Source organism: Streptomyces sp. MUSC 14, assembly GCF_001866675.1.
GTDB lineage: Bacteria > Actinomycetota > Actinomycetes > Streptomycetales > Streptomycetaceae > Streptomyces.
The window spans coordinates 16,390-41,174 of sequence record NZ_MLYN01000021.1; the positions used below are offsets into that span (position 1 = coordinate 16,390).

Below are 24,785 nucleotides of genomic sequence, written 5' to 3' on the forward strand. Positions count from 1 at the left end.
GATAAAGTGCGCACATGGGGCACTGGTGGGAGCGGAACATCCTCGAACCGGGCAAACTCCCGCTGCTGCTCGCCCTCACGGCCTTCGTGCTGACTTTCCTGGTCACCCGGGTGATCACCCGCCTGATCCGGGCCGGCAAGGGGCCGTTCGGCAACGTCAGGGCGGGCGGGCTGCACATCCACCATGTCGTGCCCGGGGTCGTCCTCACCGTCGTCGGCGGCTTCGGCGCCGTCGCCAGCGACCGGCACGGTGTCGCGGGAGCGGGCTCCGCGGTGCTCTTCGGCATGGGTGCCGGGCTGGTCCTGGACGAGTTCGCGCTGATCCTGCACCTGGACGACGTGTACTGGAGCGAGGAGGGCCGCAAGAGCGTCGAGGCCGTCGTCCTCACCGCGGCGCTCGTCGGGCTGCTGCTCGCCGGGTTCTCCCCGTTCGGCGTCAACGACCTGTCCCAGCAGGAACTCCAGAGCCGGGGCACGGTCGCCGCCAGCATCGCCGGGAACTTCCTCCTCTCGCTCATCGCGCTGAGCAAGGGCAAGGCCCGCACCGCGGTCTTCGGCGTGATCGTGCCGCTGGTCGCGCTCGTGGGCGCCGTCCGACTGGCCCGCCCCGGCTCCCCCTGGGCCCGCCGCTTCTACGTCCGCCGCCCCCGCACCCGTGCCCGAGCGACCCTGCGCGCCTACCACCACGACCGCCGCTGGGCCGGCCCCCGGCGTGCCTTCCAGGACTTGATCGGCGGCAGGCCGGATCCGCGTCCGGTGCGGTTGCCGGGTGGTCGTGGTTGAGGGTGTCGTGGGCGGCGGCTGCGCGGCTGCCGTGGCCGTGCCTCGGTGGGCCGGTGCCCGGCGGGCGTTTCGGGCCTGCCCCGCGTCCGGCGGTCACCGTCCCCCCGGCGCATCCGCCTGCGTGCCTACCACCACGACCGCTGCTGGCCGGCCCCCGGCGTGCCTTCCAGGACTTGATCGGCGGCAGGCCGGATCCGCGTCCGGTGCGGTTGCCGGGTGGTCGTGGTTGAGGGTGTCGTGGGCGGCGGCTGCGCGGCTGCCGTGGCCGTGCCTCGGTGGGCCGGTGCCCGGCGGGCGTTTCGGGCCTGCCCCGCGTCCGGCGGTCACCGTCCCCCCGGCGCATCCGCCTGCGTGCCTACCACCACGACCGCTGCTCGCCGGTTCCCGGCCTGCCTTCCAGGACTTGATCGGCGGCAAGCCGGATCCGCGTCCGGTGCGGCTGCCGGGTCGTCGCTGACGCCGCCGCTTCTGGGGGGGCATCGTCCCCCCGGCGCATCCGCTTACGTGCCTACCGCCGCGGCCGCCGCCGCTGGGCCGGTTCCCGGGCGGCCTTTCAGGATTTGATCGGCGGCAAGCCGGATCCCGGGCGGCGTTGGCCGCGGCGCATGCGGTGGGTGTAGGTGTGGTGCAGTTCGCGGCCGAAGCGGTGGTGGACCGCCACCATCAGGCACAGGGTGCCGACGGCCATCAGCGCGGCCAGGTGCTCCTTGCCCGCGAGGTTCTCCTTGACGAGCACCTCGGCCACCATGGCGACGGTCACCGCGCCCGCCGTCGCGTACGCGCCGTACCGCCAGGCCACGTACACGGCGAGGCCCACCACGGCCGCCGACGGGCCGGTGTCCACCACCTCCGCGTCCGTCCAGGGCAGCCCGAACGGGGCGTGCGTGCCGAGGGAGATGCCCACGCGCGCGTACAGGGTCCCGGCGAGCGTGGCGACGTACGCGATGGTCAGTGTCCGCCACCAGCCGATGCAGACCTCGGCGATCCCGAACACCAGCAGGATCTGCGCGAGCGCGCCCCACACCGGCAGGTCCAGCGCGGGCACGAAGAGCGAGAGCGGGGTGCGCAGCAGGGCCAGCCACAGGGGGTCCTCGGCCCGTACGGCGCCCATGTTCTGCACGAGCTGATAGCCCCACTGCTGGTTCTGCACCCACTGGAGCAGGGCCGTCAGGCCCACCGCCGTCAGCGTCATCGGGATCGCCCGCAGGCGCCGCTTCAGCACGGCTTCGCGCAGAGTGACGCACAGCAGCCCCCACTCCTCGCGGGCCCAGCCGGCGAACGTGCTCATCAGGTGTTCCTCATCCCCGGCGTCCCCGGCGTCCCCGTACGGTCATCGGTGCGTGCCGAGGTGTCTGCGGTGCAGCCACTTCGGCAGTCCCGGCGCCTCCAGGAAGCCCTCCGCGCGGGCCGAGGCGAGGCCGATGCGCAGCAGGTCCGCGCTCTTCTCGAAGAGCAGGAACCGCGGCTCCCAGATGGGCCGGTACTTGGCGTTGGCGCGGTACAGCGACTCGATCTGCCACCAGCGGGAGAAGAAGCTGAGCAGCGACCGCCACAGCCGCAGCACCGGACCGGCACCGAGGCGCGCGCCACGTTCGAAGACCGAACGGAACATCGCGAAGTTCAGTGAGACCTGCGTGATCCTGATCTCGCCCGCCCGGCGCAGCAGTTCGATGACCATGAACTCCATCAGCCCGTTGTCGGAGTCGCGGTCCCGGCGCATCAGGTCCAGGGACAGCCCGTGCGGCCCCCACGGCACGAAGGACAGCAGCGCGCGCAGCCTGCCCTCGGCGTCGGAGCACTCCAGCATCACGCACTGCCCGTCCTCGGGGTCCCCGAGCCGGCCGAGCGCCATGCTGAACCCGCGCTCGGTCGCCCCGTCGCGCCAGTCGTCCGCCCTCTCCACCAGCTGCGCCATCTCGTCCGCCGGGATGTCCGCGTGGCGCCGGATGCGCACCGTGTAGCCGGCCCGCTTCACCCGGTTGTGCGCCTGGCGCACCGTGCGCATGGCCCGGCCCTCCAGGGTGAACTCGGCCACCTCCACGAGCGCCTCGTCGCCGAGTTCGAGCGCGTCCAGGCCGTGCCGGGCGTAGATCGTGCCCGCCTCCTCGCTCGCGCCCATCACCGCCGGGATCCAGCCGTGCGCCCGCGCCTCGGCCAGCCACGGATCGATCGCCCCCGGCCAGGCCTCGGGGTCCCCGATCGGGTCCCCGGAGGCGAGCGAGACCCCGCCGACGACCCGGTAGGCGACGGCGGCCTTCCCGGTCGGCGACCACACCACGCTCTTCTCCCGGCGCAGCGCGAAGTAACCCAGCGAGTCCCGCTCGCCGTGCCGCTCCAGCAGGGTCCGCAGCCGCTTCTCGTCGTCCTCGGTCAGCGGGTCGACGGCGCGCCGGGAGCGGAAGGCGGCGTAGAAGACGGCGAGGACGAGGGCCGTGCTGAGCACGTTGATCGCGACGTTGGCCCAGTTCGGCGGGTTGACGCCGGGGAAGCGGGACTCGTCGGCGGCCACCGACACCAGGCGCAGGGCGCCGTAGTGCCAGCGCTCCAGGAAGGTCGAACGGGCCGCGTCCGGCGCCTCGTTGGTGACCGTGATCAGCAGCCCGGCGAGCAGGGAGGAGGCGACCCCGCCGCCGACGGCGACCGTCGCGGCGAGCCGGGGGTTGGAGCGGTCGCCCTTGGCGTAGAACTCCCGGCGGCCGGCCAGCAGCGCGCCGACGAAGACGGCCGTGAGGCCGAGCGAGATCCAGTTCTGCGCGTACCGCCGGATCTCCGGGAACACCATGGCGAACGCGAACAGCGCCAGGAACGCCCCGCTCATCACCAGGTTGAGGATCCACGCCGCCCGCTTGCGGCGGCGCATGGTGATCGCGAGGAACGCGGTGAAGACGCCGGAGGCGAAGCCGGCCGTCAGCAGGTATGGCGTGAAGTAGTCGTCCTGGTTGTGCCGGCGCACGTCCTGTCCGAGCGAGACCCAGACCGCGCTGAGGAAGTTGATGAAGGTGACGGTCCGCAGGTACCAGACGGCGAAGGCGGCGGCCCGTCGGGAAGCCCCGGTGGACCGCCGCCCCTCCTCACCCGGCCGCCCCGGTTCGGCGTGCGGTGGTACGGCAATTCGGGCATCTCCCATGGGTCAGGATCATATGGGGGCTGCCCTGGCGAACCACACTTTTCCGCCGGGGTGCCCCCCCTGTCCCGGGACCGTGCCGCGCTACTCCTCCGCCCCGGATTCCCCGGAGACCTCCTCCGGCTCCTCCGGCTCCTCCGGCTCCTCCGGCTTCTCGGGCTTCTCCGGCAGCTCCGCCGCCAGCGCCGCCGCGGACCGGACCAGGGGCAGCGCGAGCAGCGCGCCCGTCCCCTCGCCGACCTCGACGCCCTGCCGCAGCAGTGGCTCCAGCGCCATCCGGTCCAGCGCCTTCGCCTGCCCCGGCTCCCCGCTGTCGTGCCCGGCCAGCCACCAGTCCGGCGCCCGGAAGGCGATCCGCTGACCGACCAGCGCACAGGCCGCGGCCACCACGCCGTCCAGGATCACCGGCAGCTTCCGTACGGCGCACTGGAGCAGGAACCCGGTCATCGCGGCCAGGTCCGCCCCGCCCACGGCCGCCAGCAGCTGCAGCTGGTCCCCGAGCACCGGCCGGGCCCGCCGCAGCGCGTCCCGGATCGCCGCGCACTTGCGCATCCACGCCAGGTCGTCGATCGCGAGCCCGCCGCGTCCGGTCACCACCGACGCGTCGGTCCCGCACAGCGCCGCGATCAGGACCGCCGCCGCCGTGGTCCCGCCCACGCTGATGTCGCCGAGCACGACCAGGTCCGTACCCGAGTCGGCCTCCTCGTCGGCGATCGCCATGCCCGCCCGCAGGGCCGCCTCGGCCTCGTCCTCGGTGAGGGCGTCCTCGATGTCGATACGGCCGCTGCCGCGCCGCACCCGGTGCCGTACGACGTCCTCGGGGAAGGCGTCCGGGTCGCAGTCCAGGGCCATGTCCACGACCCGTACGGGGACCTCCTGGCGCCGCGCGAGCACGGACACGGGGCTCGCGCCCTCCAGCACCGCCCGCACCAGCTGCGCCGCGCCGCCCGCCGGCCGTGCCGAGACGCCGAGCTCGGCGACCCCGTGGTCACCGGCGAAGAGGACCACCCGTGGCCGCTCGACCGGCCGTACCGGTGTGGCGCTCTGTGCGGCGGCCAGCCACTCGCCCAGCTCGTCGAGGCGCCCCAGTGCCCCGGGGGGCACGATCTGGCGCTCCCGCCGGGCCTCGGCGTCACGGCGAACGCCCCCGTCCGGGCGCTCGATCAGATCGGTGAAGTCGTCCAGATTAAGCCTGCTCATTCGCCGAACAGTACCGCTCGCCGACGGCTCCTTCCGCGCCACATCGCCACCACGCCCGCATGACGTCTTTGCACCCAAGATCGGTATCCCATACGTTCCGTTTTGCAGCGGAATGTCGCACAGGGAGCCGCCCATGCCGACCTCGCCCCCCACCCCGCACACCGGGCCGCCCGCCGACCCGCACCACGAGCCGCGCCGCACGGACTGCCCCTGGTGCGGCGGCAGGCGGCTGCGCACCCGGGCGCGGGCCACGCCGCCGCGCCGCCGCGGCCCGGGCACCTGCGCCGTGGAGCAGTGCCGCGACTGCGGGCACGCCTTCCAGAACCCCCGGCTCACGGCGGAGGGCCTCGCCCTGCGCCACCTGGCCTTCTACGCCAGCCACCTGGGCGACTTCGCCGGCCGGACGCTGTCCCCGGGCGCCGTCCGCCGCCGGTACCTGGCCGTGGCCCACACCGTGCTGGCGCTGACCGAGCCGGAGAGCTGGCTGGACGTGGGCACGGGGCACGCCCGCTTCCCGGAGACGGCCAGGGAGGTCTTCCCGTACACGTCCTTCGACGGCCTGGACCCGACCCCGCGCGTCGAGCAGGCCCGCCGGGCGGGCCGCGTCGAGGAGGCGCACATCGGCGATCTCACGAACCCCCGGGTCCTGCCCCGCCTGCGCTCGCGCTACGACGTGGTCAGCGTGTTCCACCACCTGGAGCACAGTCCCGACCCGCGCGCCGAACTCCGCGCGGCCCTGACGGCGCTGCGCCCCGGCGGCCTCCTGCTGCTCGAACTCCCGGACCCGCGCAGCCTGTTCGGGACGCTGCTGGGCCGCCGCTGGCTCCCGTACGGCCAGCCCCGCCATCTCCACCTGCTGCCCCTGGCCAACCTGTGCGCGGAGCTGGAGGCCCAGGGCTGCACGATCCTCGCGACGGACCGCCGGACACCCCACATCCCCTACGACCTGTCGGCGGCGCTGTCCCTCTCCCTGGCCCAGGCGCCCCCGTTCCTGCGACGGGTCCTCGGCCCCCTCGTCGCCACGGCCTCGGCCCTGGACCACATGCTGGCGCCGCTGCTGCGCCGCACCCGCTTCTCGAACGCGTACCGCGTCATCGCCCGGCGCGGTCAGCCCCGCAGCACCAGCGCCTGACCCGCCACCACCAGCAGCACCTGTTCGCACTCGGCCGCGAACGCCGCGTTCAGCCGCCCGAGTTCGTCCCGGTAGCGCCGCCCGGAGGCGGTGGCCGGGACGATGCCCGAGCCCACCTCGTTCGAGACCGCCACCACCGTCCGGCGCGTGGCGCGCACGGCGTCCGTCAGTTCGCGCACCCGCTCCCGCAGCAGCTTCTCGCCGCCGCCCGCCCACTCCGCGTCGTCCCACGCCCCCACGGCGTCCATCGCGTCCGTCAGCCACAGCGACAGACAGTCGATCAGCAGTGGCGGGCCGTCCCGGCCCAGCAGGGGCACCAGGTCGGTCGTCTCCGTCGTACGCCACGAGCCCGGCCGCCGGTCGCGGTGCAGGGCCACCCGGGCCGCCCACTCGGAGTCCGCGCCGCGCGTGCCGCCCGTCGCCACGTACAGCACGTCCGGGAAGGACTCCAGGCGCCGTTCGGCCTCCACGGACTTGCCCGAGCGCGCGCCGCCCAGCACCAGGGTGCGGCGCGGCACGTCCGGCACGTCCTCGTACACCCCGACCGTCAGCGTCGAACCGTCCGGCACCGCCCGCGCCCCGGCGGCCGCCAGCCGCCGTCGCGTCTCCGGGCCGGGCGGCACGTCGTGGTCCAGGTGGACGGCGACCACGTCCGTCGTCGGGCCGGCCGAACCCACCGCCCGCAGCCGGGCCAGCGCGTCGGGCCGGGCCACCACGTCCGCGAGGACCAGGTGGTACGACTCCGCCCGCGGCTCCTCCAGACCGGCCGGCGCGCCGCCCGGCGGCAGGTACAGCAGCCGCTGCCCGTCCGGTCCCGTCACCGCGTACCCGGTGCCGCCCGCGTCCATCGCGACCGCCCGCACCCGATGCCCCGTCAGCAGCGCCAACTCCCGCCCGTCCGGCACCCGGACGGGCTGCGGCAGCCCGGCCGGCACCTCCACCGCCGGGCCGTCGTGCGGATGCGACAGCAGCACCTGGCGCACCCCGCCCAGCGAATGCCCGGCCCGCGCCGCCGCGAACGCCACGCCCGGCGTCAGATCGAGCAGCAGCGCCCCGTCCACCAGCACGGCGGTCGCCGCCCGGGCGTCCGGTCCGAGTGCACTCGCGCAGGCGGCACAGGGGCAGTCGGGGCGGGGCAGGCCGGCCGGGGCGCCGGTACCGAGCAGAGTCACTTCCACGGAATCGATTTTCGCCCGTCTGATCAGGTCTTGCGCTTCCGGCTAGTCTGCCAGCACGTGTCGGATCGAAGGAGGCCTGCATGACGGCATGGACGTGGCGGTTCGAGAAGGCCGACGGGACGGAGGCCGAGCCCGCCGTGGAGCCCGAGGAGTTCACCACGCAGGGCGATGCCGAGTCCTGGATCGGCGAGCAGTGGCGGGCGCTGCTGGACGGCGGCGTCGACCAGGTCCGGTTGTTCGAGGACGGCACCGAGATCTACCCGGCCCCGATGAGCCTGCGCGCCGCCGCCGAGAGCTGAGGGTGGCGGGGGTACGGCCGCACGGCCGTGCCCCCGGTCTCCCGCTCGCCGGTTCCTCACTGCTCGCCGAGCGTCACGTGCACCGTCTTCTCGGTGCCGCCCCGCTCGTACGTCACCGACGTCCTCTGGCCCGGCCGGTCCGCCGCCAGCGCCTCCGAGAGGGAGGTGATGGTGCTGATGGGCTGCTTGCCCAGCCGGGTGATGATGTCGCCCTGCCGCAGGCCCGCCCTGGCCGCCGCGCTGCCGGGCCTGACGCTGACCACCGCCACCCCGGCCGGCCGGTAGCTCGCGTTCACGACCGTCCGCCCGATGACGCCGAGCGCGGCCCGCCCCGAGTCGACGACCCTGCCGTCCTTCACGATCTGGCCGGCGATCGTCCGCACCATCGACGCCGGGATGGCGAACCCGATGCCGGGCGCCGCGCTGCCCCCGAGGGCGGGGTCGGCGGCGGCGAGCGTCGGGATGCCGATGACCTCCCCGTTCAGATTGACCAGCGCGCCGCCGCTGTTGCCGGGGTTGATGGGGGCCGAGGTCTGCACCAGGTTGGCGAGCGTCGCGCCCGTACCGCCGCGGGAGCGGCTCTCGCTGACGGTCCGTCCGACCGCCGAGACGATGCCCTGCGTCACGCTGGACGACAGCCCGAGCGGCGAGCCCATGGCCAGCACGATCTGGCCGACGTCCACCTTCTCGGAGTCGCCGAACGTCGCCGCCCGCAGCCCGTCCGGCACCCTGTCCAGCTTGATCACGGCCAGGTCCTGCACGGGATACGAGTACACCAGGCTCGCGGTGAGCGGCTCCTCGCTGTTGGCCGTGGTCACCCTGAAGGTCTTGTCCTGCCCGACCACGTGCGCGTTGGTGACGATGTGCCCCCGGTCGTCGTACACCACACCGGAGCCCAGCTCGTCGCGCGCCTGGATCTGCACGACCGACGGCAGGACCTCCTTGATCACCCTCTGGTACTGGCCCTGGAGATCGCCCGCGGCCATCGGTACGTCCGCCCGCGCGGTCGTCGCGGAGTCCCGCTCCGCCGGGGCGGAGGCGGGGGAGCAGCCGGCGACGAGGGCCGCGCAGCACACCAGTGCGACGGCGGCCACGGCCCGGCCGAGGGCACGGGTACGGGAAGCGTCCATGCCCCGAGTCTCACCGGGCGCCGGTCACCCGGCCCGCGCTGTTCCTCCGAACGGGCGCGGGCACCCGGCCCAGCCGTCGCCGCCGGCCGTGTCCGTGAGGACCCCGCACCCCGTGCCGGGCGTGCGGCGGGGTCGTGAGGTCGGCGAGTGTTTCGGTCGGCCGGTCGGTTTGGACGTTCGGGTCGAGGTGGGTGGGGTGGGGGTACGGCGTTGTCCGGACGGGCGGGGTGTCTGGTTCAGCCGCGTACGCCGCACAGGTGCAGCAGTGCCGCCACGCGGCGGTAGGGGTCGGTGCGGCCGGCTCGTTCCTCGGCTGCCAGGAGGGCGTCCAGGTCGTCCGGGACCGGTGCGTCGTCGGCGGCCGTGTCCGTGAAGACCCGCACCCTGTGCCGGGCGTGCGGCGGGGTCGTGAGGTCGGCGAGTGTTTCGGTCGGGCGTGCGGACGGGCGGGGTGTCTGGTTCAGCCGCGTACGCCGCACAGGTGCAGCAGTGCCGCCACGCGGCGGTAGGGGTCGGTGCGGCCGGCTCGTTCCTCGGCTGCCAGGAGGGCGTCCAGGTCGTCCGGGACCGGTGCGTCGTCGGCGGCCGTGTCCGTGAAGACCCGCACCCCGTACCAGGCGTGCAGCGGGGCCGCGAGACCGGCGAGCGTCGCGGTCAGCGTGGCCAGCCGGTCGGCCCGGACGTTCAGGCCGAGGCGGTTGTCGTACTGCGTCGTGTCGTACGCGGCCAGGGCGCCCGCCCAGTCGCCGGACAGGCCCGGACGCATGGCGAGCGCGTCGCCGTTGCGCACCAGCAGCGAGAGCAGGCCGCCGGGGGCCAGCATCCGGGCGAGGCCCGCCACCAGCGGGTCGGGCTCCTCGACGTACATCAGCACGCCGTGGCACAGCACCACGTCGAAGCTGCCCGGCAGGAAGTGCACGCCCGTGTCACGCCCGTCGCCCTGCACCAGCCGGACCCGCTCGCGGATCCCCTCGGGCTGCGCGGCCAGCGCCTCACGGGCGGCGTCGATCATCGCCGTGTCCTGCTCGACGCCGGTGACCTGATGGCCGAGGCGGGCCAGCCGCAGCGCCTGCGTGCCCTGGCCCATCCCCACGTCGAGCACCCGCAGCCGCCGGCCGACCGGGAACCGCGCGGCTATCTGCTCGTCGAGCTGCCGGGCCACCAGCTCCTGGCGGACGACGTCACGCAGCCCGCCCAGTCTGCGCAGCCAGGCCCCCGCCGCATCCCCGGTGAAGGCGTCTGCGCTCAGGGCCGCTCTCCGCGCTTGACCTGCGGCTTGGGCAGCCGGAGCCGACGCATCTGGAGGGAGCGCATCAGGGCGTAGGCGACGGCGCCCCGGGTGTTCTGGTCGGGGAACTTCTCCTTGAGGCGCTTCTTCAGCCGGAACGCGCTGATCGCCCCGTCCAGCACGATGAGCACGATCACGACCAGCCACAGCAGCAGCGCGATGCTCTGGATCGCGCCCACACGCACGATGCTCAGCACGAGGATGATCACGGCCAGCGGCAGGAAGAACTCCGCCACGTTGAACCGCGAGTCCACCCAGTCCCGGGCGAAGCGGCGCACCGGGCCCTTGTCGCGGGCCGGCAGATACCGCTCGTCGCCGGTGGTCAGGGCCTGGCGCTGGCGCTCCAGCGCCTGGCGCCGATCCTCGCGCTGGCGCTTGGCGGCGTCCTTGCGGGTCGTCGGCGTGTTGGCGACACTGCGGCGCTGGGACTGGGCCTCACTGCGCTTGGGCGTGGGCCTCCCCTTCTTGGCCTGCGGGTCACGGGGCTGCTTGGAGTCGGTCACCTGCGCCTTGTCGGCGAGGGCCTTCTCTTCCTTGGCACGGCTACGGAACACAAAGACCAAGGGTAAGCGCTGCACCGGCATGGACCCCAGCCGAGTGGGGAACGATCCGGCAACGCCAGTCGTCGTAGGGGGACAGAGGGGACGTCACGACAGGGGGTCACCTACTCCTCACGCCGGAGCGGTACGGTCCGTAGTCGTCCTTGGGGATGAGCGCATCACTCCCCGAACAGTGCGGTAATGGAGTCAGGGCCCGTACTGTGGGTCCTGTCGCAGGATCTGTGAGCTGGAGTCCGTCAGAAGGGGGCGCGCGAAGCCCATGAGCGGTGTCATGAAGCGTATGGGGATGATCTTCCGCGCGAAGGCGAACAAGGCCCTTGACCGGGCCGAGGACCCGCGCGAGACCCTCGATTACTCGTACCAGAAGCAGCTGGAGCTGCTCCAGAAGGTGCGCCGGGGCGTCGCCGACGTGGCGACCAGCCGCAAGCGTCTGGAACTCCAGCTCAACCAGCTGCAGCAGCAGTCCTCCAAGCTGGAGGACCAGGGCCGCAAGGCGCTCGCGCTCGGCCGCGAGGACCTGGCCCGCGAGGCGCTGTCCCGCCGCGCCGCGCTCCAGCAGCAGGTCACCGACCTGGAGACGCAGCACGCGACCCTCCAGGGCGAGGAGGAGAAGCTCACCCTCGCGGCCCAGCGCCTCCAGGCCAAGGTGGACGCCTTCCGCACGAAGAAGGAGACCATCAAGGCCACCTACACCGCCGCCCAGGCCCAGACCCGCATCGGCGAGGCCTTCACCGGCATCTCCGAGGAGATGGGCGACGTCGGCCTGGCCATCCAGCGCGCCGAGGACAAGACGCAGCAGCTCCAGGCCCGCGCCGGCGCCATCGACGAACTGCTCGCCTCCGGCGCCCTCGACGACCCGACCGGCACGGCCAAGGACGACATCGCCGCCGAGCTGGACCGCCTCTCCGGTGGTACGGATGTGGAGCTGGAGCTCCAGCGGATGAAGGCCGAGCTGGCCGGAGGCTCTCCGCAGCAGGCCATCGAGGGCGGTACCGCGCAGGGGCAGCCCCAGCAGCACCCGCAGGACACCCCGCGCTTCGACAAGCAGTAGTCCGGCGCCGGGGCCCGAGCCGAGGAGGCCGACGTGATCGTGCGGATCATGGGGGAGGGCCAGTGGCAGCTGGCCGACTCCCACTTCCCCGAGCTGAACAAGCTCGACGACGAGCTGCTGGACGAGATGGAGAGCGGCGACGAGGAAGGCTTCCGCCGTGTCCTCGGCGCCCTTCTCGACTCCGTCCGCCGCCTCGGCGCTCCGCTTGCGGACGATGCGCTGGAGCCCTCGGAGCTGATCCTTCCGTCGCCGGACGCCTCGCTGGAGGAGGTCCGGGAGATGCTCGGTGACGAGGGGTTGATTCCGGGGTAGCGCCGCCCGGGTGCTTGTCGTTTCCGGGTGCGGGTGCCGGTGCACCGTGGTCGCGCGCGCAGTTCCCCGCGCTCCTTCGGGGCACTCACCGGCACAGGGTGTTACAAAGCCCCCGTACTGTTCCTCTCGTGAGCACTCTCGAACGCGCCCGCTGCAGCGTCAGGGCGCATCCGTGGGCCCTGGACGCGGGCGTCGCCGCGGGCGTGCTGGGATGCATGATCGCGGGCTCGTTCGTGACGCCGCGCGGCACCGACGGGGTCGCCTGGGGTGCCCGCACCCCGGCCGCCCTGAGCCTCCTCCTCATGCTGCTCGCCGCGGGCGCGCTCGTCTTCCGGCGCCGCGCCCCCATGCCGGTGCTGGCCGTCACCAGCACGCTCGCCGTCGTCGAGTGCGTCACCGGTGACCCGCGTGCCCCGGTCACGATGGCCGCCGTCGTCGCCCTCTACACCGTCGCCTCGACCACCGACCGGACCACCACCCTGCGCGTCGGCCTGCTCACCATGACCGTGCTGACGGCCGCCGCCATGCTCGGCGGCCCCCTGCCCTGGTACGCGCAGGAGAACCTGGGCGTACTCGCCTGGACCGGGATCGGCGCCACCGCCGGGGACGCCGTGCGCAGCCGGCGCGCGGTCGTGCAGGCCATCCGCGAGCGCGCCGAGCGGGCCGAGCGGACCCGCGAGGAGGAGGCCCGGCGCCGGGTCGCCGAGGAGCGGCTGCGCATCGCCCGTGATCTGCACGACGTCGTCGCCCATCACATCGCCTTGGTGAACGTGCAGGCAGGGGTCGCCGCGCACGTCATGGACAAGCGGCCGGACCAGGCCAAGGAGGCCCTCGCCCACGTCCGCGAGGCCAGCCGCAGCGCCCTCGACGAGCTGCGCGCGACCGTCGGCCTGCTCCGGCAGTCCGGCGACCCCGAGGCGCCCACCGAGCCCGCGCCTGGGCTGAGCCGGCTGGAGGAGCTCGCGGGCACCTTCCGCAGCGCCGGGCTCCCGGTGGAGGTGGCCCGCGCCGGACCGGACGCCGATCTGCCGGCCGCCGTCGAGCTGGCCGCCTACCGCATCGTCCAGGAGGGCCTGACCAACGTGCAGAAGCACGCCGGGACCGGTGCCAGGGCCGAGGTCAGCGTCGTACGCGTGGGACCGGACATCGAGGTGACCGTGGTGGACGACGGTCCGGGCGGGCCGAGCGCGCCCGGCACCGGCGGCGGGCACGGGCTGCTCGGCATGCGCGAGCGGGTCACCGCCCTCGGCGGCACCCTCACCACCGGACCCCGCTACGGCGGCGGCTTCCGCGTCCATGCGATCCTGCCCGTCAAGACCCGCACCGAGACCCCTACGGCCTGAGCGCCGTACGACGGCCCCCGGGGGAGCCCGCATGACGATCCGTGTCCTGCTCGCCGACGACCAGGCCCTGCTGCGCAGCGCGTTCCGGGTGCTCGTCGACTCCGAGCCCGACATGGAGGTGATCGGCGAGGCCTCCGACGGCGCGGAGGCGGTCCGGCTGGCCAGAGAGCAGGGCGCCGACGTCGTCCTCATGGACATCCGGATGCCGGGCACGGACGGGCTCGCCGCCACCCGGATGATCAGCGTCGATCCCTCCCTCTCCGAGGTCCGCGTGGTCATCCTGACGACCTTTGAGGTCGACGACTACGTCGTCCAGGCGCTGCGCGCGGGCGCCTCCGGCTTCCTCGGCAAGGGCAGCGAGCCGGAGGAGCTGCTGAACGCCATCCGGGTCGCGGCGGGTGGCGAGGCCCTGCTGTCCCCGGTGGCCACCAAGGGGCTGATCGCCCGCTTCCTCGCCCAGGGCGACGGCGACGACGGCCGCGACCCCGCCCGCTCCGAGCGGCTCGGCGCGCTCACCGGACGGGAGCGGGAGGTGCTGATCCAGGTCGCCGGCGGCCACTCCAACGACGAGATCGCCGAGCGCCTGGAGGTCAGCCCGCTCACGGTCAAGACGCACGTCAACCGGGCCATGGCCAAGCTGGGCGCCCGCGACCGGGCCCAGCTCGTGGTGATCGCCTACGAGTCGGGGCTGGTCAGGCCGCGCACGGACTGATCTCCACCCCGGGGCCGAGCCACGGTGTACTCCGCTCTCCACCCGGCGTACTGCGGGCGGAGTAGGGAGCGGATAAGGAAATGGACTCTGGGGCTACGGTTTCGCCCTCCGTGATGGGCGAGGGTGAGAGGGTCTGCCGCTCATAGATTGAGAGACCCTGACCCATGTCCTGGCTGTCGAGGTTCAGCCTGCGCCAGAGGGCCCTGATCGGCCTGATGTCGCTCATCGCGCTCGTCTTCGGGCTGATCGCGATACCCCAGATCAAGCAGCAGCTGCTGCCCACCATCAACCTGCCCATGGTCTCGGTGATCGCGCCGTACCAGGGCGCCTCGCCCGATGTGGTCGAGAAGCAGGTCATCGAGCCGATCGAGAACAACCTCCAGGGCGTCGACGGCGTCAAGGGCGTCACCTCGACCGCCAGCGAGGGCAACGCCGTGATCATGGCGTCCTTCGACTACGGCAACGACACCAAGCAGCTCGTCTCCGACGTCCAGCAGGCCGTCAACCGGGCCCGCAACCAGCTCCCGTCCGACGTCGACCCGCAGGTCGTCTCCGGCTCGACCGACGACATGCCGACCGTCGTCCTCGCCGTCACCTCCGACAAGGACCAGCAGGCCCTCGCCGACCAGCTGGACAAGACCGTCGTACCGACGCTGAAGGACATCTCCGGTGTCGGCCGCGTCGCGGTCACCGGCGTGCGCGATCTCCAGGTCACGGTCACCCCGGACGACGCGAAGCTGGCGCGGGCCGGTCTCACCCCCGCCGCACTCGGCCAGGCCCTCCAGGCGGGCGGCGCGACCGTCCCGGCCGGCTCCTTCGACGAGGGCGGCGCCAACCGCACCGTCCAGGTCGGCGGCGGCTTCACCTCGCTCGCGCAGATCCAGGACCTGACGGTCACCGGCGAGGGCGGCGGCAAGCCCGTGCGCCTCGGTGACGTGGCCGCGGTCAGGGAGCAGCCGGCCCCGGCCGACTCCATCACCCGCACCGACGGCAGGCCCAGCCTCGCCGTCAGCGTGACCATGGACCACGACGGCAGCGCGGTCACCATCTCGAACGCCGTCAAGGACAAGCTGTCCGACCTGCGCACGCAGCTCGGCTCGGGTGCCGAGCTGACGGTCGTCAGCGACCAGGGTCCGGCCGTCTCCAAGTCCATCAACGGCCTGACCACCGAGGGCGCGCTCGGCCTGCTCTTCGCGGTCCTCGTCATCCTGGTCTTCCTCGCGTCGATCCGCTCGACGCTGGTCACGGCGGTGTCCATCCCGCTGTCCGTCGTCCTCGCCCTGATCGTGCTGTGGACGCGCGGCCTGTCCCTGAACATGCTCACGCTGGGCGCGCTGACCATCGCCATCGGCCGGGTCGTGGACGACTCGATCGTGGTCCTGGAGAACATCAAGCGGCACCTGGGCTACGGCGAGGAGCGGCAGGAGGCGATCATCACCGCGGTGCGCGAGGTGGCCGGCGCGGTCACCTCCTCGACCCTCACCACGGTCGCCGTGTTCCTGCCGATCGGCCTGGTCGGCGGCATGGTGGGCGCCCTGTTCGGCTCGTTCAGCATCACGGTGACGGCGGCCCTGCTGGCCTCGCTGGTCGTGTCGCTGACAGTCGTCCCGGTCCTGTCGTACTGGTTCGTGCGCGCCCCCAAGGGCACCCCGGACGACGCGGCCGAGGCCCGGCGCCGGGCCGAGGAGAAGGAGGCGAACAGCCGCCTGCAGCGCGTCTACGTCCCGGTCCTGCGCTTCGCCACGCGCCGCCGTCTGACCAGCCTGCTGATCGCGGTCGTGGTCCTCGTGCTCACGTTCGGCATGGGCGGCATGCTGAAGACCAACTTCTTCGACCAGGGCGAGCAGGAAGTCCTCACGGTCAAGCAGGAGTTGAAGCCCGGCACCAGCCTCGCGGCCACCGACGTCCAGGCGAAGAAGGTCGAGCGGCTCATCGCCTCGACCAAGGGCGTCAAGGACTACCAGGTCACCGTCGGCTCCTCCGGCTTCATGGCGGCCTTCGGCGGCGGCACCGACACCAACCAGGCGTCGTACCAGATCATGCTGAAGGACTCGAAGTCGTACGACGACGTCCAGAAGCACCTGGAGGACGGGCTGAAGAAGCTCCAGGGCATCGGCACGACCACCGTGTCCGCCGGTGGCGGCTTCGGCAACCAGGACCTGAGCGTGGTGGTCAAGGCGGCCGACCCGCAGGCGCTGCGCACGGCGGCGGACCAGGTCCGCGCCACGGTCGCGGGCCTCGGCGGCGTCACCGACGTCACCAGCGACCTCTCGACCAGCGTGCCGCGGATCTCGGTCAGGGCGAACGCCAAGGCGGCGGCCGCCGGTCTGGACGACCAGAAGCTCGGTGCGGTGGTCGCGGAGGCGGTGCGCGGTACGACGGCGGCGAAGGCGGTCCTCGACGACACCGAGCGCGATGTCGTGGTGCGGTCGGCCGAGCCCGCGACCACGCTGGCCCAGCTGAAGAACCTGCGGGTGGGCCCGGCCAGGCTGGGTGACATCGCCACGGTGCAGGTGGTGGACGGGCCGGTGTCGCTGACCCGGATCGACGGGCAGCGCGCCGCGACGATCACGGCGAAGCCGACCGGTGACAACACCGGTGCGATCAACACCAAGCTCCAGTCGAAGATCAAGGCGCTGAAGCTGCCGACGGGTGCCACGGCCGAGATCGGCGGTGTCACCTCCGACCAGAACGACGCGTTCAAGAACCTGGGCCTGGCCATGCTGGCGGCGATCGCGATCGTCTTCATGCTGCTGGTCGCGACGTTCCGTTCGCTTGTCCAGCCGCTGATCCTGCTGGTCTCGATCCCGTTCGCGGCGACGGGCGCGATCGGCCTGCTGGTCGCCACCGGCACCCCGATGGGCGTCCCGGCGATGATCGGCATGCTGATGCTGATCGGCATCGTGGTCACCAACGCGATCGTGCTGATCGACCTGATCAACCAGTACCGCGGACAGGGCTACGGCGTGGTCGAGGCCGTGATCGAGGGCGGCCGCCACCGGCTGCGCCCGATCCTGATGACGGCCCTGGCGACGATCTTCGCCCTGCTGCCGATGGCCCTGGGCGTCACGGGCGAGGGCGGCTTCATCGCCCAGCCCCTCGCGGTGGTCGTCATCGGCGGCCTGATCACGTCCACCCTGCTGACCCTGCTCCTCGTCCCGACGCTCTACGCCATGCTGGAACTCCGCAAGGAGCGCCGGGCGAAGAAGCGGGCGGCGAAGAAGGGCACACCGGTCCAGACCGAGTCCGCCGTGGACGAACCGGAGCCGGCCGGAGTGTAGAAGCCGGTCGTGCCGTCGGCCGGGCCCGCCTCGCAGCGCGGGCCCGGCCGACGCGTGTGTCAGGACCGCTCCACCGAGACGACGGCGTCGAGCGGTTCACCCCGTGTCCTTGCCCGTGCGACGGGCGTCGAAGGACCTGCTGGCCGACCGGCGGGCGGGAGTGCGGGAGCTGCGCTTCGCCGGGGTCCGGCTTGCCGGGGTGCTGCGGGACGCGGTGCGCATCGCCGCCGGCAGGGGCGCTCGGCTTTCGGAGAGGTGATCGGTCAGAGGAGGTCGGTGGTCTTCAGCTCGAAGCCGAAGGGCTCCGGGAGGGCGAGGGGTTTGCCGAAACTGACCGTGTATCGCTGGCGGTATTCCTCGTTCTTGGGGTCGCTGAACAGCGTGATCGAGGAGGCGTCCCGGTCCACCAGCAGGTACAGAGGGATGGCCGCGCGGGCGTGACAGCGGCGCTTGGCCTCGCGGTCCCTCCCCGGCTTGGCGGAGGTCACTTCCAGGACCATGGTGACGCCCTCGGAGGGCATCCAGGGATCCGCGGTGCGGTAGAGGTGCAGGTGGGCGGGGGCGAAGGTGCCGTCTGGGATCACGTGGTCCCTCGTGCCGTCGTCTCCCTTTCTCAGCTTCAGTCCTTTGTTGCCCGAGAAATCCATGTCGATCCGGGACCGCCTGATCACCTGTTTCATAAGCCGGGTGATGTAGTGCTCGTGCTCCCCGTCCGGCGGCGGTGTCACGACGATCTCCCCCTCGATCAGTTCGGCCCGGAAGCCCTCCGGGGTGTCGAGGGACAGGAAGATGTCCAGCAGTCCCTCAGCCGGCGTGGTGGGCTCATGCGCCACGGCAGTCATGTCACGCCCCTCCTTCGGTCGCTCGCCAGACTGGGACATCGCAAGATCACCTGTTCATGGGATCGGAAACCGTTCCCTCGATCGTGGCACGACAGGGGCGCCCCCCGACACCGGGAGGCGCCCCTGTCCTGCGTACAGCCGAAGCTGCCTACGGCAGCGCCAGCATCCGCTCCAGGGCCAGCTTGGCGAACGCCTCGGTCTCCTTGTCGACCTCGATCCGGTTGACCAGGGTGCCCTCGGCCAGGGACTCCAGGGTCCAGACCAGGTGGGGCAGGTCGATGCGGTTCATGGTCGAGCAGAAGCAGACCGTCTTGTCGAGGAAGACGATCTCCTTGCCCTCGGGAGCGAAACGGTTCGCCAGTCGGCGGACCAGGTTCAGCTCCGTGCCGATGGCCCACTTGGACCCGGCCGGCGCGGCCTCCAGGGCCTTGATGATGTACTCGGTCGAGCCGACGTGGTCCGCCGCGGCCACGACCTCGTGCTTGCACTCCGGGTGCACCAGCACGTTCACGCCGGGGATGCGCTCACGGACGTCGTTCACCGAGTCCAGGCTGAAGCGGCCGTGCACGGAGCAGTGCCCGCGCCACAGGATCATCTTCGCGGCCCGCAGTTCGTCCGCCGTCAGACCGCCGTTCGGCTTGTGCGGGTTGTAGACGACGCAGTCGTCCAGGGACATCCCCATGTCACGGACGGCGGTGTTGCGGCCCAGGTGCTGGTCCGGCAGGAAGAGGACCTTCTCGCCCTGCTCGAACGCCCAGTCCAGGGCGCGCTTGGCGTTGGACGAGGTGCAGATCGTGCCGCCGTGCTTGCCGGTGAACGCCTTGATGTCGGCGGAGGAGTTCATGTACGAGACCGGCACGACCTGCGCGGCCACGCCCGCCTCGGTCAGCACGTCCCAGCACTCGGCGACCTGCTCGGCCGTCGCCATGTCGGCCATGGAGCAGCCGGCGGCGAGGTCGGGCAGGACGACCTTCTGGTCGTCGGAGGTGAGGATGTCCGCCGACTCGGCCATGAAGTGCACACCGCAGAAGACGATGTACTCGGCCTCCGGGCGCGCCGCGGCGTCCCGGGCCAGCTTGAAGGAGTCACCCGTGACGTCGGCGAACTGGATGACCTCGTCGCGCTGGTAGTGGTGGCCGAGTACGAAGACCTTGTCGCCGAGCTTCTCCTTGGCCGCGCGGGCGCGCTCGACCAGGTCCGGGTCGGAGGGCGACGGCAGGTCACCGGGACACTCGACGCCCCGCTCGCTCTTCGGGTCGGCCTCACGGCCGAGCAGCAGCAGGGCGAGCGGAGTCGGCTGCACGTCGAGCTCCGGGGTCTGGGCGGTGGTCACGACACGCACCCTTTCTACTTTTCGTCTAACTGACGCTATCTATCATATCCGCTTCACGTCACTTTGACGATGGCCATAGCGTCGATGTGACATGAATCCCCATGAGGCGTTTTCCGCTCCGCAGGCCATGTGCGAGCATGAAGAAGGAGCCGAAAGACAGGCGCCCGGCCCGGAATGAATCCGCGGCCTTGCCGGTTGCACTCGTCGGCAAGCAGTCTCCGTACAACCCGGGAGAGATGTAGATGTCCGTATCGGACGAGACCACCACCGTCACCGACGGCATCATCCTGACCGACGCCGCCGCGGCCAAGGTCAAGGCCCTGCTCGACCAGGAAGGCCGTGACGACCTCGCGCTGCGTGTCGCCGTCCAGCCCGGCGGCTGCTCCGGCCTGCGCTACCAGCTCTTCTTCGACGAGCGCTCGCTCGACGGCGACGTGGTGAAGGACTTCGGCGGGGTCAAGGTCGTCACCGACCGCATGAGCGCTCCGTACCTGGGCGGCGCCACCGTCGACTTCGTGGACACCATCGAGAAGCAGGGCTTCACGATCGACAACCCGAACGCGACCGGCTCCTGCGCCTGCGGCGACTCCTTCAGCTGAGCCCGCCACGGCATGAGAAAGGCGGCGGCCCCCTCCGCGGGACCGCCGCCTTCGTCGTACACGGGGCTACCGCACCGGTGCCCCGCTCTGCGGCCGCGGCGCGCCCGCGTCGGCCCGGGGGACCGGCGTGCCGTCCGCACCGACCACCGTCCGCCCGTCCAGCGGCGCGGCCAGCCGTACGGTCTTCACGTACTCCTTGGCGATCATCACGCACACCTTGTCCGGCCAGGGATGCTCGGTGACGGTGACGGTCACCTTGCCGCCGCTCTCCTTCGCCGCCGCCGTGTAGTCCGCGCAGACCCCGCCGTAGAAGCTCACGGTCAGCTCCCGGCCGTCGGCCGTGTACCCCTCGACCTTCACGGTGTGCGGCTTCGGCGCCGTACTCGGTCCGCCGGAGGGAGCCCCGCCGGACGGGGCCCCGATGGAGGGAGCGGGCGCCAGATACGCGGGATCGACCGCCGGATACGTCACCGTGTACGCGCCGCCCGCCGCGTCGCCCTTCACCCGGAACAGCCAGGACGGCACCAGCGCCTGCTTCCCGGCGACGGAGTGTGCGGCGAGCCCGAACACCGCCGTGCCGACGGTGGCGGTGTCCGCCGGGGAGGTGCCGGCGCCCGCACCGCAGGGCTGCTCGAACCGGTCCTTGACCGGTACCGGGCGCGTGCAGCCGCCGATCCCCATCCGGTGGTCGCCCTTCGGCGCCGCGTTCATCAGCTTCAGCGTCTTCGCCGCGTCCAGGACCGGGTACGTGTCGCCCTTCACCGGCGCCGCGAGCATCCCGTGCCCGCCGACCACCTCGCCCTGCCCGCCGACCGTCAGACCGGTCGTCCAGCCGTACGTCGGCAGCCCGCCGACCACCGGCTCGGCGTTCACCACCCGCTGGACGCCCATCACCTGGCTCGCGTCGACCTTCGCGTCGTCCAGCCCGGCCGCCTTCAGCACGGGAGCCGCCGCCGCGGTCGCCTTCGCCACGCTCACCGCGCCGCCCGCCGGACCCATCGGGTCGTGCGTGCACAGGGCGCCCTTCGCGCAGTTGTCGGTGCCCGGCGCGTAGCGGCTGAAGGTCCAGCTGCCCGGCGCGTCGCGGTTCACCGTCAGGCTCGGGCCCGTGCCGTCCTTGCCGCCGACCCGCCAGATCCCGCCCTCGGCCACCGGCGTCCCGGCCACCCCGAGCGCCCGGGCGAGCCTGGCCACCGCGTCCTTGCCGACCTCGCCCCGCGGGGCGTACACCGGCGCGGAGCCGGGGCCGGCCGGCAGCCTGCCCTGGGCCACGTACGTCGCGCCGTACGGGTCCTCGCCGCTCAGGCGGTCGAGGGCGAGCGGCGGGGGAGCGGCACCCGAGCCGGCCGCGCCGGGTCCGTCCGTACGGCCGCCCGTGGCGCCGCTCGCCGCGACGTAGGCGCCACCGCCGCCGACCAGCAGCACGGCGGCGGCCACGGTGAGGACGGCGACCCGGGACCGGTGCCGCCCGCCGCGCTCGTCGTCGGCGCGCTCGGCACGGCTCCCGGTGCGTTCGGAGCCCTCAAGGTGCTCGCGGTCCTCGGGTCGCTCGGTGTTCACCGCATCGCTCCTCGTCGGTCGAGGGAGGTCGTATCCCGCCTCCCCCCGGTGGGGGACGGCGATGGGACGTACGAGGGGAGCGTGCGGTTCCCGGGCAGTGCGCCCGGCGCGTCAGTCGCCGTAGTCGGACATCTCGTCCAGCAACCGCGCGGAGCGCGTCGGCACCCTCACCCCATGGATACGGGACGGCGGCACCGGCCGCGACTCGGCATGCGCGGGCACCGACCACCGCGCCGCCATCCGGGCGCAGTCGCCGCGCAGCGTGGCGAGGTCGCCCTCCAGGTCGGCCGGGGCGGGGGAGTGGACCCTGAGGTTCGTCATGCTGGCACCGTAGGCACGGTCGACGGTGCGAAGAAAGACCTACTATCGGGTAGTTTTGCCAACTACAACGGTGTCGCCCGACCGGATAGCGTGAACTGTCAATCCCCCCTCCCGCAGGAGAATGCCCGTCGTGCGCATCGCAGTCACCGGCTCCATCGCCACCGACCACCTCATGACCTTCCCCGGCCGCTTCGCCGACCAGTTGGTCGCGGACCAGCTGCACACGGTGTCGCTCTCCTTCCTGGTCGACAACCTCGACGTGCGCCGCGGCGGCGTCGCCGCCAACATCGCCTTCGGCATGGGCCAGCTGGGTACGCGGCCGATCCTGGTCGGTGCCGCCGGCTTCGACTTCGACGAGTACCGGGCCTGGCTCGACCGGCACGGCGTGGACACCGCTTCGGTCCGGATCTCCGAGACCCTGCACACCGCCCGCTTCGTGTGCACCACCGACGCCGACCACAACCAGATCGGCTCCTTCTACACCGGCGCGATGAGCGAGGCCCGCCTCATCGAGCTGAAGACCGTCGCGGACCGCGTGGGCGGCCTCGACCTGGTCCTCATCGGCGCCGACGACCCGGAGGGCATGCTCCGCCACACGGAGGAGTGCCGCTCCCGCGCCATCCCCTTCGCCGCCGACTTCTCCCAGCAGATCGCCCGCATGGAGGGCGACGAGATCCGGATGCTGATGGAGGGGGCGACGTACCTCTTCTCCAACGAGTACGAGAAGGGCCTCATCGAGACCAAGACCGGCTGGAGCGACGCCGAGATCCTGGAGAAGGTCGGCCACCGCGTCACCACGCTCGGCTCGCGGGGCGTGCGCATCGAGCGGACCGGCGAGGACCCGATCGAGGTCGGCTGCGCCGAGGAGGAGCGCAAGGCCGACCCCACGGGCGTCGGCGACGCCTTCCGCGCCGGCTTCCTGTCCGGGCTGGCCTGGGGCGTGTCCCTGGAGCGGGCGGCGCAGGTCGGCTGCATGCTCGCCACGCTGGTCATCGAGACGGTCGGCACGCAGGAGTACCAGCTGCGCCGGGTCCACTTCATGGAGCGCTTCACCAAGGCGTACGGCGACGAGGCCGCGCAGGAGGTCCAGGCCCACCTGGGCTGAGCCCCGCGCGGCTCAGCCCACCCTGCGCACCACGTACGCCGTCCCCCGCTCCGCCGGCTCCTCCCCGACGTACTCCTGCCCGCGCATCTCGCACCACGCCGGAATGTCCAGCCGGGCGGCCTCGTCGTCGGAGAGGACGCGTACGGTGCCGCCCACCGGCACGTCACCGAACACCCTGGCCAGTTCGATGACCGGGATCGGGCAGCGCTTGCCGAGGGAGTCGACGACGAGTTCCCCGGCTCCCCCTGCCGCCGCGGCCGGCGCGGGGACCGGGGCGCCCAGCTTCTCCCGGACGCCCGCCACGGCCCCCGGCAGCACCTCCAGGAACCGCTCCACGTCCGCCTCGGCCGCCCCCGGCGGCAGGGACACCCGGACGTTGCCCTCGCTCAGCACCCCCATCGCCTTGAGCACATGGCTGGGCGTCAGCGTGCTGCTCGTGCACGACGATCCGGAGGAGACGGCGAAACCCGCCTCGTCCAGCGCATGCAGCAGAGCCTCTCCATCGACATAGAGACACGAGAAGGTGACGATCCCCGGCAGCCGCCGCTCGGGGTCGCCGACGACCTCCACGTCGGGCACCGACTCCGCCACCCGCGCCCGGATCCGTGCCGTCAGCTCCCGCAGCCGCACCGCCTCCTGGGCCGCCTCGGCGCGCACCGCGCGCAGCGAGGCCACGGCCGCCACGATCGCCGGGATGTTCTCGAACCCGGGTGCCCGGCCCGACTCCCGTTCGCCGGCCGGTCCTTGGGCGGCGAACCGCACTCCCTTGCGGACGACGAGCAGCCCGACCCCGGGCGGCCCGCCCCACTTGTGCGCACTGGCCGCGAGCAGCGACCAGTCGCCCCCGACCGGTCCCCAGCCCAGCGACTGCGCCGCGTCCACCAGCAACGGCACCCCGGCCGCCCGGCACACCTCGGCCACCTCGGCCACCGGCTGCACGGTCCCGACCTCGTGGTTGGCCGACTGCAGCACGGCGAGCGCGGTGTCCTCGCGCAGCGCGGCCGCGTAGCCGGCGGGGACGACGCCTCCGGTCCGGCCGACGGCCACCTGCGTGACGGTCCCGCCGCCCGACGCGTGCAGGTCGGCCGAATGGAGCACGGAGGAGTGTTCGACGGACGACACGATCAGGTGGCTCCCGACCCGCCGCCGCCCCGCCAACGCGCCTGCGACACCGGTGTGTACGGCCTGTGTCCCGGACGCCGTGAACACCACCTCGTCCGCCCGGCACCCCACCGCCTCGGCCGCCGCATCCCGCGCCGCGTCCAGCAGCATCCGCGCCTTGCGCCCCTCCCTGTAGAGCCGGGCGGGATCGGCCCACCCGTCGTCCAGGGAGGCCAACAGGGCCTGACGGGCGACCGGGTGAAGAGGAGCGCTGGAGGCAGCGTCAAAGTAGGCCATACGGCAACGTTAAGACCCCGGACGGGGCAGCCGGCCAAGGGGCGCGGGGAACTGCGCGACCAGCCACGACGAGCCCGCGCCCGCCAATTCAGCGAACCACCCACTTCAGTAGGCACCCCTCCCCGCGAACCCTCGGAGAGGGTGGGCTAGGGTTTGGTCCGCATAAACATCCAAACCCCTGCCCGCCGCAGGGCGGCGACCGACCAGCGAGAAGGCCGCAGCCGACCGCGCGGGC

At 72.6% G+C, this 24,785-nt stretch carries 23 protein-coding genes and 1 pseudogene; 11 read left to right on the plus strand and 13 right to left on the minus strand.

Annotation, left to right across the window (positions count from 1 at the left end; all coding sequences use genetic code 11):
- Positions 1-14 precede the first annotated feature (14 nt).
- Positions 15-782 (plus strand): hypothetical protein, encoded by a 768-nt coding sequence (locus BIV25_RS12630; RefSeq protein ID WP_071372359.1) that lies wholly within the window; start codon positions 15-17, stop codon positions 780-782.
- 553 nt (positions 783-1,335) lie between these two features.
- Here the strand turns inward: BIV25_RS12630 and BIV25_RS50960 are convergent.
- From BIV25_RS50960 to cobT, 3 genes are all read right to left on the minus strand, one after another.
- A complete protein-coding gene (locus tag BIV25_RS50960; RefSeq protein ID WP_071372360.1) occupies positions 1,336-2,070 on the minus strand; it encodes a hypothetical protein in 735 nt (244 codons plus the stop codon).
- 42 nt (positions 2,071-2,112) lie between these two features.
- Entirely contained in the window at positions 2,113-3,909 is a 1,797-nt protein-coding gene (locus BIV25_RS12640; RefSeq protein ID WP_071372361.1) for a phosphatidylglycerol lysyltransferase domain-containing protein, read from the minus strand.
- An 81-nt stretch (positions 3,910-3,990) separates the two neighbouring features.
- Positions 3,991-5,106 carry a nicotinate-nucleotide--dimethylbenzimidazole phosphoribosyltransferase gene (gene cobT, locus BIV25_RS12645; RefSeq protein WP_071372362.1) on the minus strand — a complete coding sequence of 372 codons (1,116 nt, stop codon included), beginning with the start codon at positions 5,104-5,106 and terminating at the stop codon, positions 3,991-3,993.
- 133 nt (positions 5,107-5,239) lie between these two features.
- Here cobT and BIV25_RS12650 point away from each other — a divergent pair, with 133 nt between their 5' ends.
- Positions 5,240-6,238, plus strand: coding sequence for a methyltransferase domain-containing protein (locus tag BIV25_RS12650; RefSeq protein WP_071372363.1), 999 nt, complete (start codon positions 5,240-5,242; stop codon positions 6,236-6,238).
- On the opposite strand, the gene BIV25_RS12655 is transcribed toward BIV25_RS12650, so the two are convergent.
- Positions 6,214-7,416 (minus strand): bifunctional adenosylcobinamide kinase/adenosylcobinamide-phosphate guanylyltransferase, encoded by a 1,203-nt coding sequence (locus BIV25_RS12655; protein ID WP_071372364.1) that lies wholly within the window; start codon positions 7,414-7,416, stop codon positions 6,214-6,216. The two genes, BIV25_RS12650 and BIV25_RS12655, sit on opposite strands and share 25 nt — an antisense overlap.
- An 80-nt stretch (positions 7,417-7,496) precedes the next feature.
- Between BIV25_RS12655 and BIV25_RS12660 the strand changes: the two genes are divergently transcribed.
- Positions 7,497-7,715 (plus strand): hypothetical protein, encoded by a 219-nt coding sequence (locus BIV25_RS12660; RefSeq protein WP_071372365.1) that lies wholly within the window; start codon positions 7,497-7,499, stop codon positions 7,713-7,715.
- A gap of 56 nt (positions 7,716-7,771) precedes the next feature.
- Here the strand turns inward: BIV25_RS12660 and BIV25_RS12665 are convergent, their stop codons facing one another.
- From BIV25_RS12665 to BIV25_RS12680, 4 genes and pseudogenes are all read right to left on the minus strand, one after another.
- Positions 7,772-8,845: a S1C family serine protease gene (locus BIV25_RS12665; RefSeq protein ID WP_071372366.1), complete on the minus strand. Its 1,074-nt coding sequence runs from the start codon at positions 8,843-8,845 to the stop codon at positions 7,772-7,774.
- A gap of 236 nt (positions 8,846-9,081) precedes the next feature.
- Positions 9,082-9,186, minus strand: a pseudogene (locus tag BIV25_RS12670) (SAM-dependent methyltransferase); the annotation flags it as partial.
- A 119-nt stretch (positions 9,187-9,305) separates the two neighbouring features.
- Positions 9,306-10,007 carry a bifunctional 2-polyprenyl-6-hydroxyphenol methylase/3-demethylubiquinol 3-O-methyltransferase UbiG gene (locus BIV25_RS12675; protein ID WP_071372368.1) on the minus strand — a complete coding sequence of 234 codons (702 nt, stop codon included), beginning with the start codon at positions 10,005-10,007 and terminating at the stop codon, positions 9,306-9,308.
- Between the two features lie 83 nt (positions 10,008-10,090).
- Complete coding sequence (locus BIV25_RS12680) at positions 10,091-10,717, minus strand: DUF3043 domain-containing protein (protein WP_107486085.1); 627 nt, start codon at positions 10,715-10,717, stop codon at positions 10,091-10,093.
- Positions 10,718-10,952: 235 nt separating this feature from the next.
- On the opposite strand from BIV25_RS12680, the gene BIV25_RS12685 reads away from it, so the two are divergent.
- The 6 genes from BIV25_RS12685 to BIV25_RS50965 all read left to right on the plus strand — a co-directional run bounded on the left by BIV25_RS12685 (position 10,953) and on the right by BIV25_RS50965 (position 17,651).
- Positions 10,953-11,744, plus strand: a complete 792-nt coding sequence (locus tag BIV25_RS12685) for a PspA/IM30 family protein (RefSeq protein ID WP_079176599.1) — start codon at positions 10,953-10,955, stop codon at positions 11,742-11,744.
- A gap of 33 nt (positions 11,745-11,777) precedes the next feature.
- Entirely contained in the window at positions 11,778-12,056 is a 279-nt protein-coding gene (locus tag BIV25_RS12690) for a hypothetical protein (RefSeq protein ID WP_071372371.1), read from the plus strand.
- A gap of 128 nt (positions 12,057-12,184) precedes the next feature.
- Positions 12,185-13,399, plus strand: coding sequence for a sensor histidine kinase (locus tag BIV25_RS12695; protein WP_071372372.1), 1,215 nt, complete (start codon positions 12,185-12,187; stop codon positions 13,397-13,399).
- A gap of 31 nt (positions 13,400-13,430) precedes the next feature.
- Positions 13,431-14,111: a response regulator transcription factor gene (locus BIV25_RS12700; protein ID WP_071372373.1), complete on the plus strand. Its 681-nt coding sequence runs from the start codon at positions 13,431-13,433 to the stop codon at positions 14,109-14,111.
- A 164-nt stretch (positions 14,112-14,275) separates the two neighbouring features.
- Positions 14,276-17,392 (plus strand): efflux RND transporter permease subunit, encoded by a 3,117-nt coding sequence (locus BIV25_RS12705; protein WP_071372374.1) that lies wholly within the window; start codon positions 14,276-14,278, stop codon positions 17,390-17,392.
- A 109-nt stretch (positions 17,393-17,501) separates the two neighbouring features.
- Positions 17,502-17,651: a hypothetical protein gene (locus tag BIV25_RS50965; protein WP_177235249.1), complete on the plus strand. Its 150-nt coding sequence runs from the start codon at positions 17,502-17,504 to the stop codon at positions 17,649-17,651.
- A gap of 4 nt (positions 17,652-17,655) precedes the next feature.
- On the opposite strand, the gene BIV25_RS12710 is transcribed toward BIV25_RS50965, so the two are convergent.
- Both BIV25_RS12710 and nadA read right to left on the minus strand, forming a co-directional pair.
- Positions 17,656-18,234, minus strand: coding sequence for a Uma2 family endonuclease (locus BIV25_RS12710; RefSeq protein ID WP_071372375.1), 579 nt, complete (start codon positions 18,232-18,234; stop codon positions 17,656-17,658).
- Between the two features lie 148 nt (positions 18,235-18,382).
- Positions 18,383-19,567, minus strand: a complete 1,185-nt coding sequence (gene nadA / locus BIV25_RS12715; RefSeq protein ID WP_071372435.1) for a quinolinate synthase NadA — start codon at positions 19,565-19,567, stop codon at positions 18,383-18,385.
- 242 nt (positions 19,568-19,809) lie between these two features.
- On the opposite strand from nadA, the gene BIV25_RS12720 reads away from it, so the two are divergent.
- Positions 19,810-20,166: an iron-sulfur cluster assembly accessory protein gene (locus BIV25_RS12720; RefSeq protein ID WP_030340884.1), complete on the plus strand. Its 357-nt coding sequence runs from the start codon at positions 19,810-19,812 to the stop codon at positions 20,164-20,166.
- 66 nt (positions 20,167-20,232) lie between these two features.
- On the opposite strand, the gene BIV25_RS12725 is transcribed toward BIV25_RS12720, so the two are convergent.
- Both BIV25_RS12725 and BIV25_RS12730 read right to left on the minus strand, forming a co-directional pair.
- Positions 20,233-21,726, minus strand: a complete 1,494-nt coding sequence (locus tag BIV25_RS12725; protein ID WP_071372376.1) for a hypothetical protein — start codon at positions 21,724-21,726, stop codon at positions 20,233-20,235.
- Positions 21,727-21,837: 111 nt separating this feature from the next.
- Positions 21,838-22,047 (minus strand): hypothetical protein, encoded by a 210-nt coding sequence (locus BIV25_RS12730; protein ID WP_071372377.1) that lies wholly within the window; start codon positions 22,045-22,047, stop codon positions 21,838-21,840.
- A gap of 130 nt (positions 22,048-22,177) precedes the next feature.
- Between BIV25_RS12730 and BIV25_RS12735 the strand changes: the two genes are divergently transcribed.
- Positions 22,178-23,152, plus strand: coding sequence for a carbohydrate kinase family protein (locus BIV25_RS12735; protein WP_071372436.1), 975 nt, complete (start codon positions 22,178-22,180; stop codon positions 23,150-23,152).
- Positions 23,153-23,164: 12 nt separating this feature from the next.
- On the opposite strand, the gene BIV25_RS12740 is transcribed toward BIV25_RS12735, so the two are convergent.
- Positions 23,165-24,550 carry a cysteine desulfurase/sulfurtransferase TusA family protein gene (locus BIV25_RS12740; RefSeq protein WP_071372378.1) on the minus strand — a complete coding sequence of 462 codons (1,386 nt, stop codon included), beginning with the start codon at positions 24,548-24,550 and terminating at the stop codon, positions 23,165-23,167.
- Positions 24,551-24,785 lie beyond the last annotated feature (235 nt).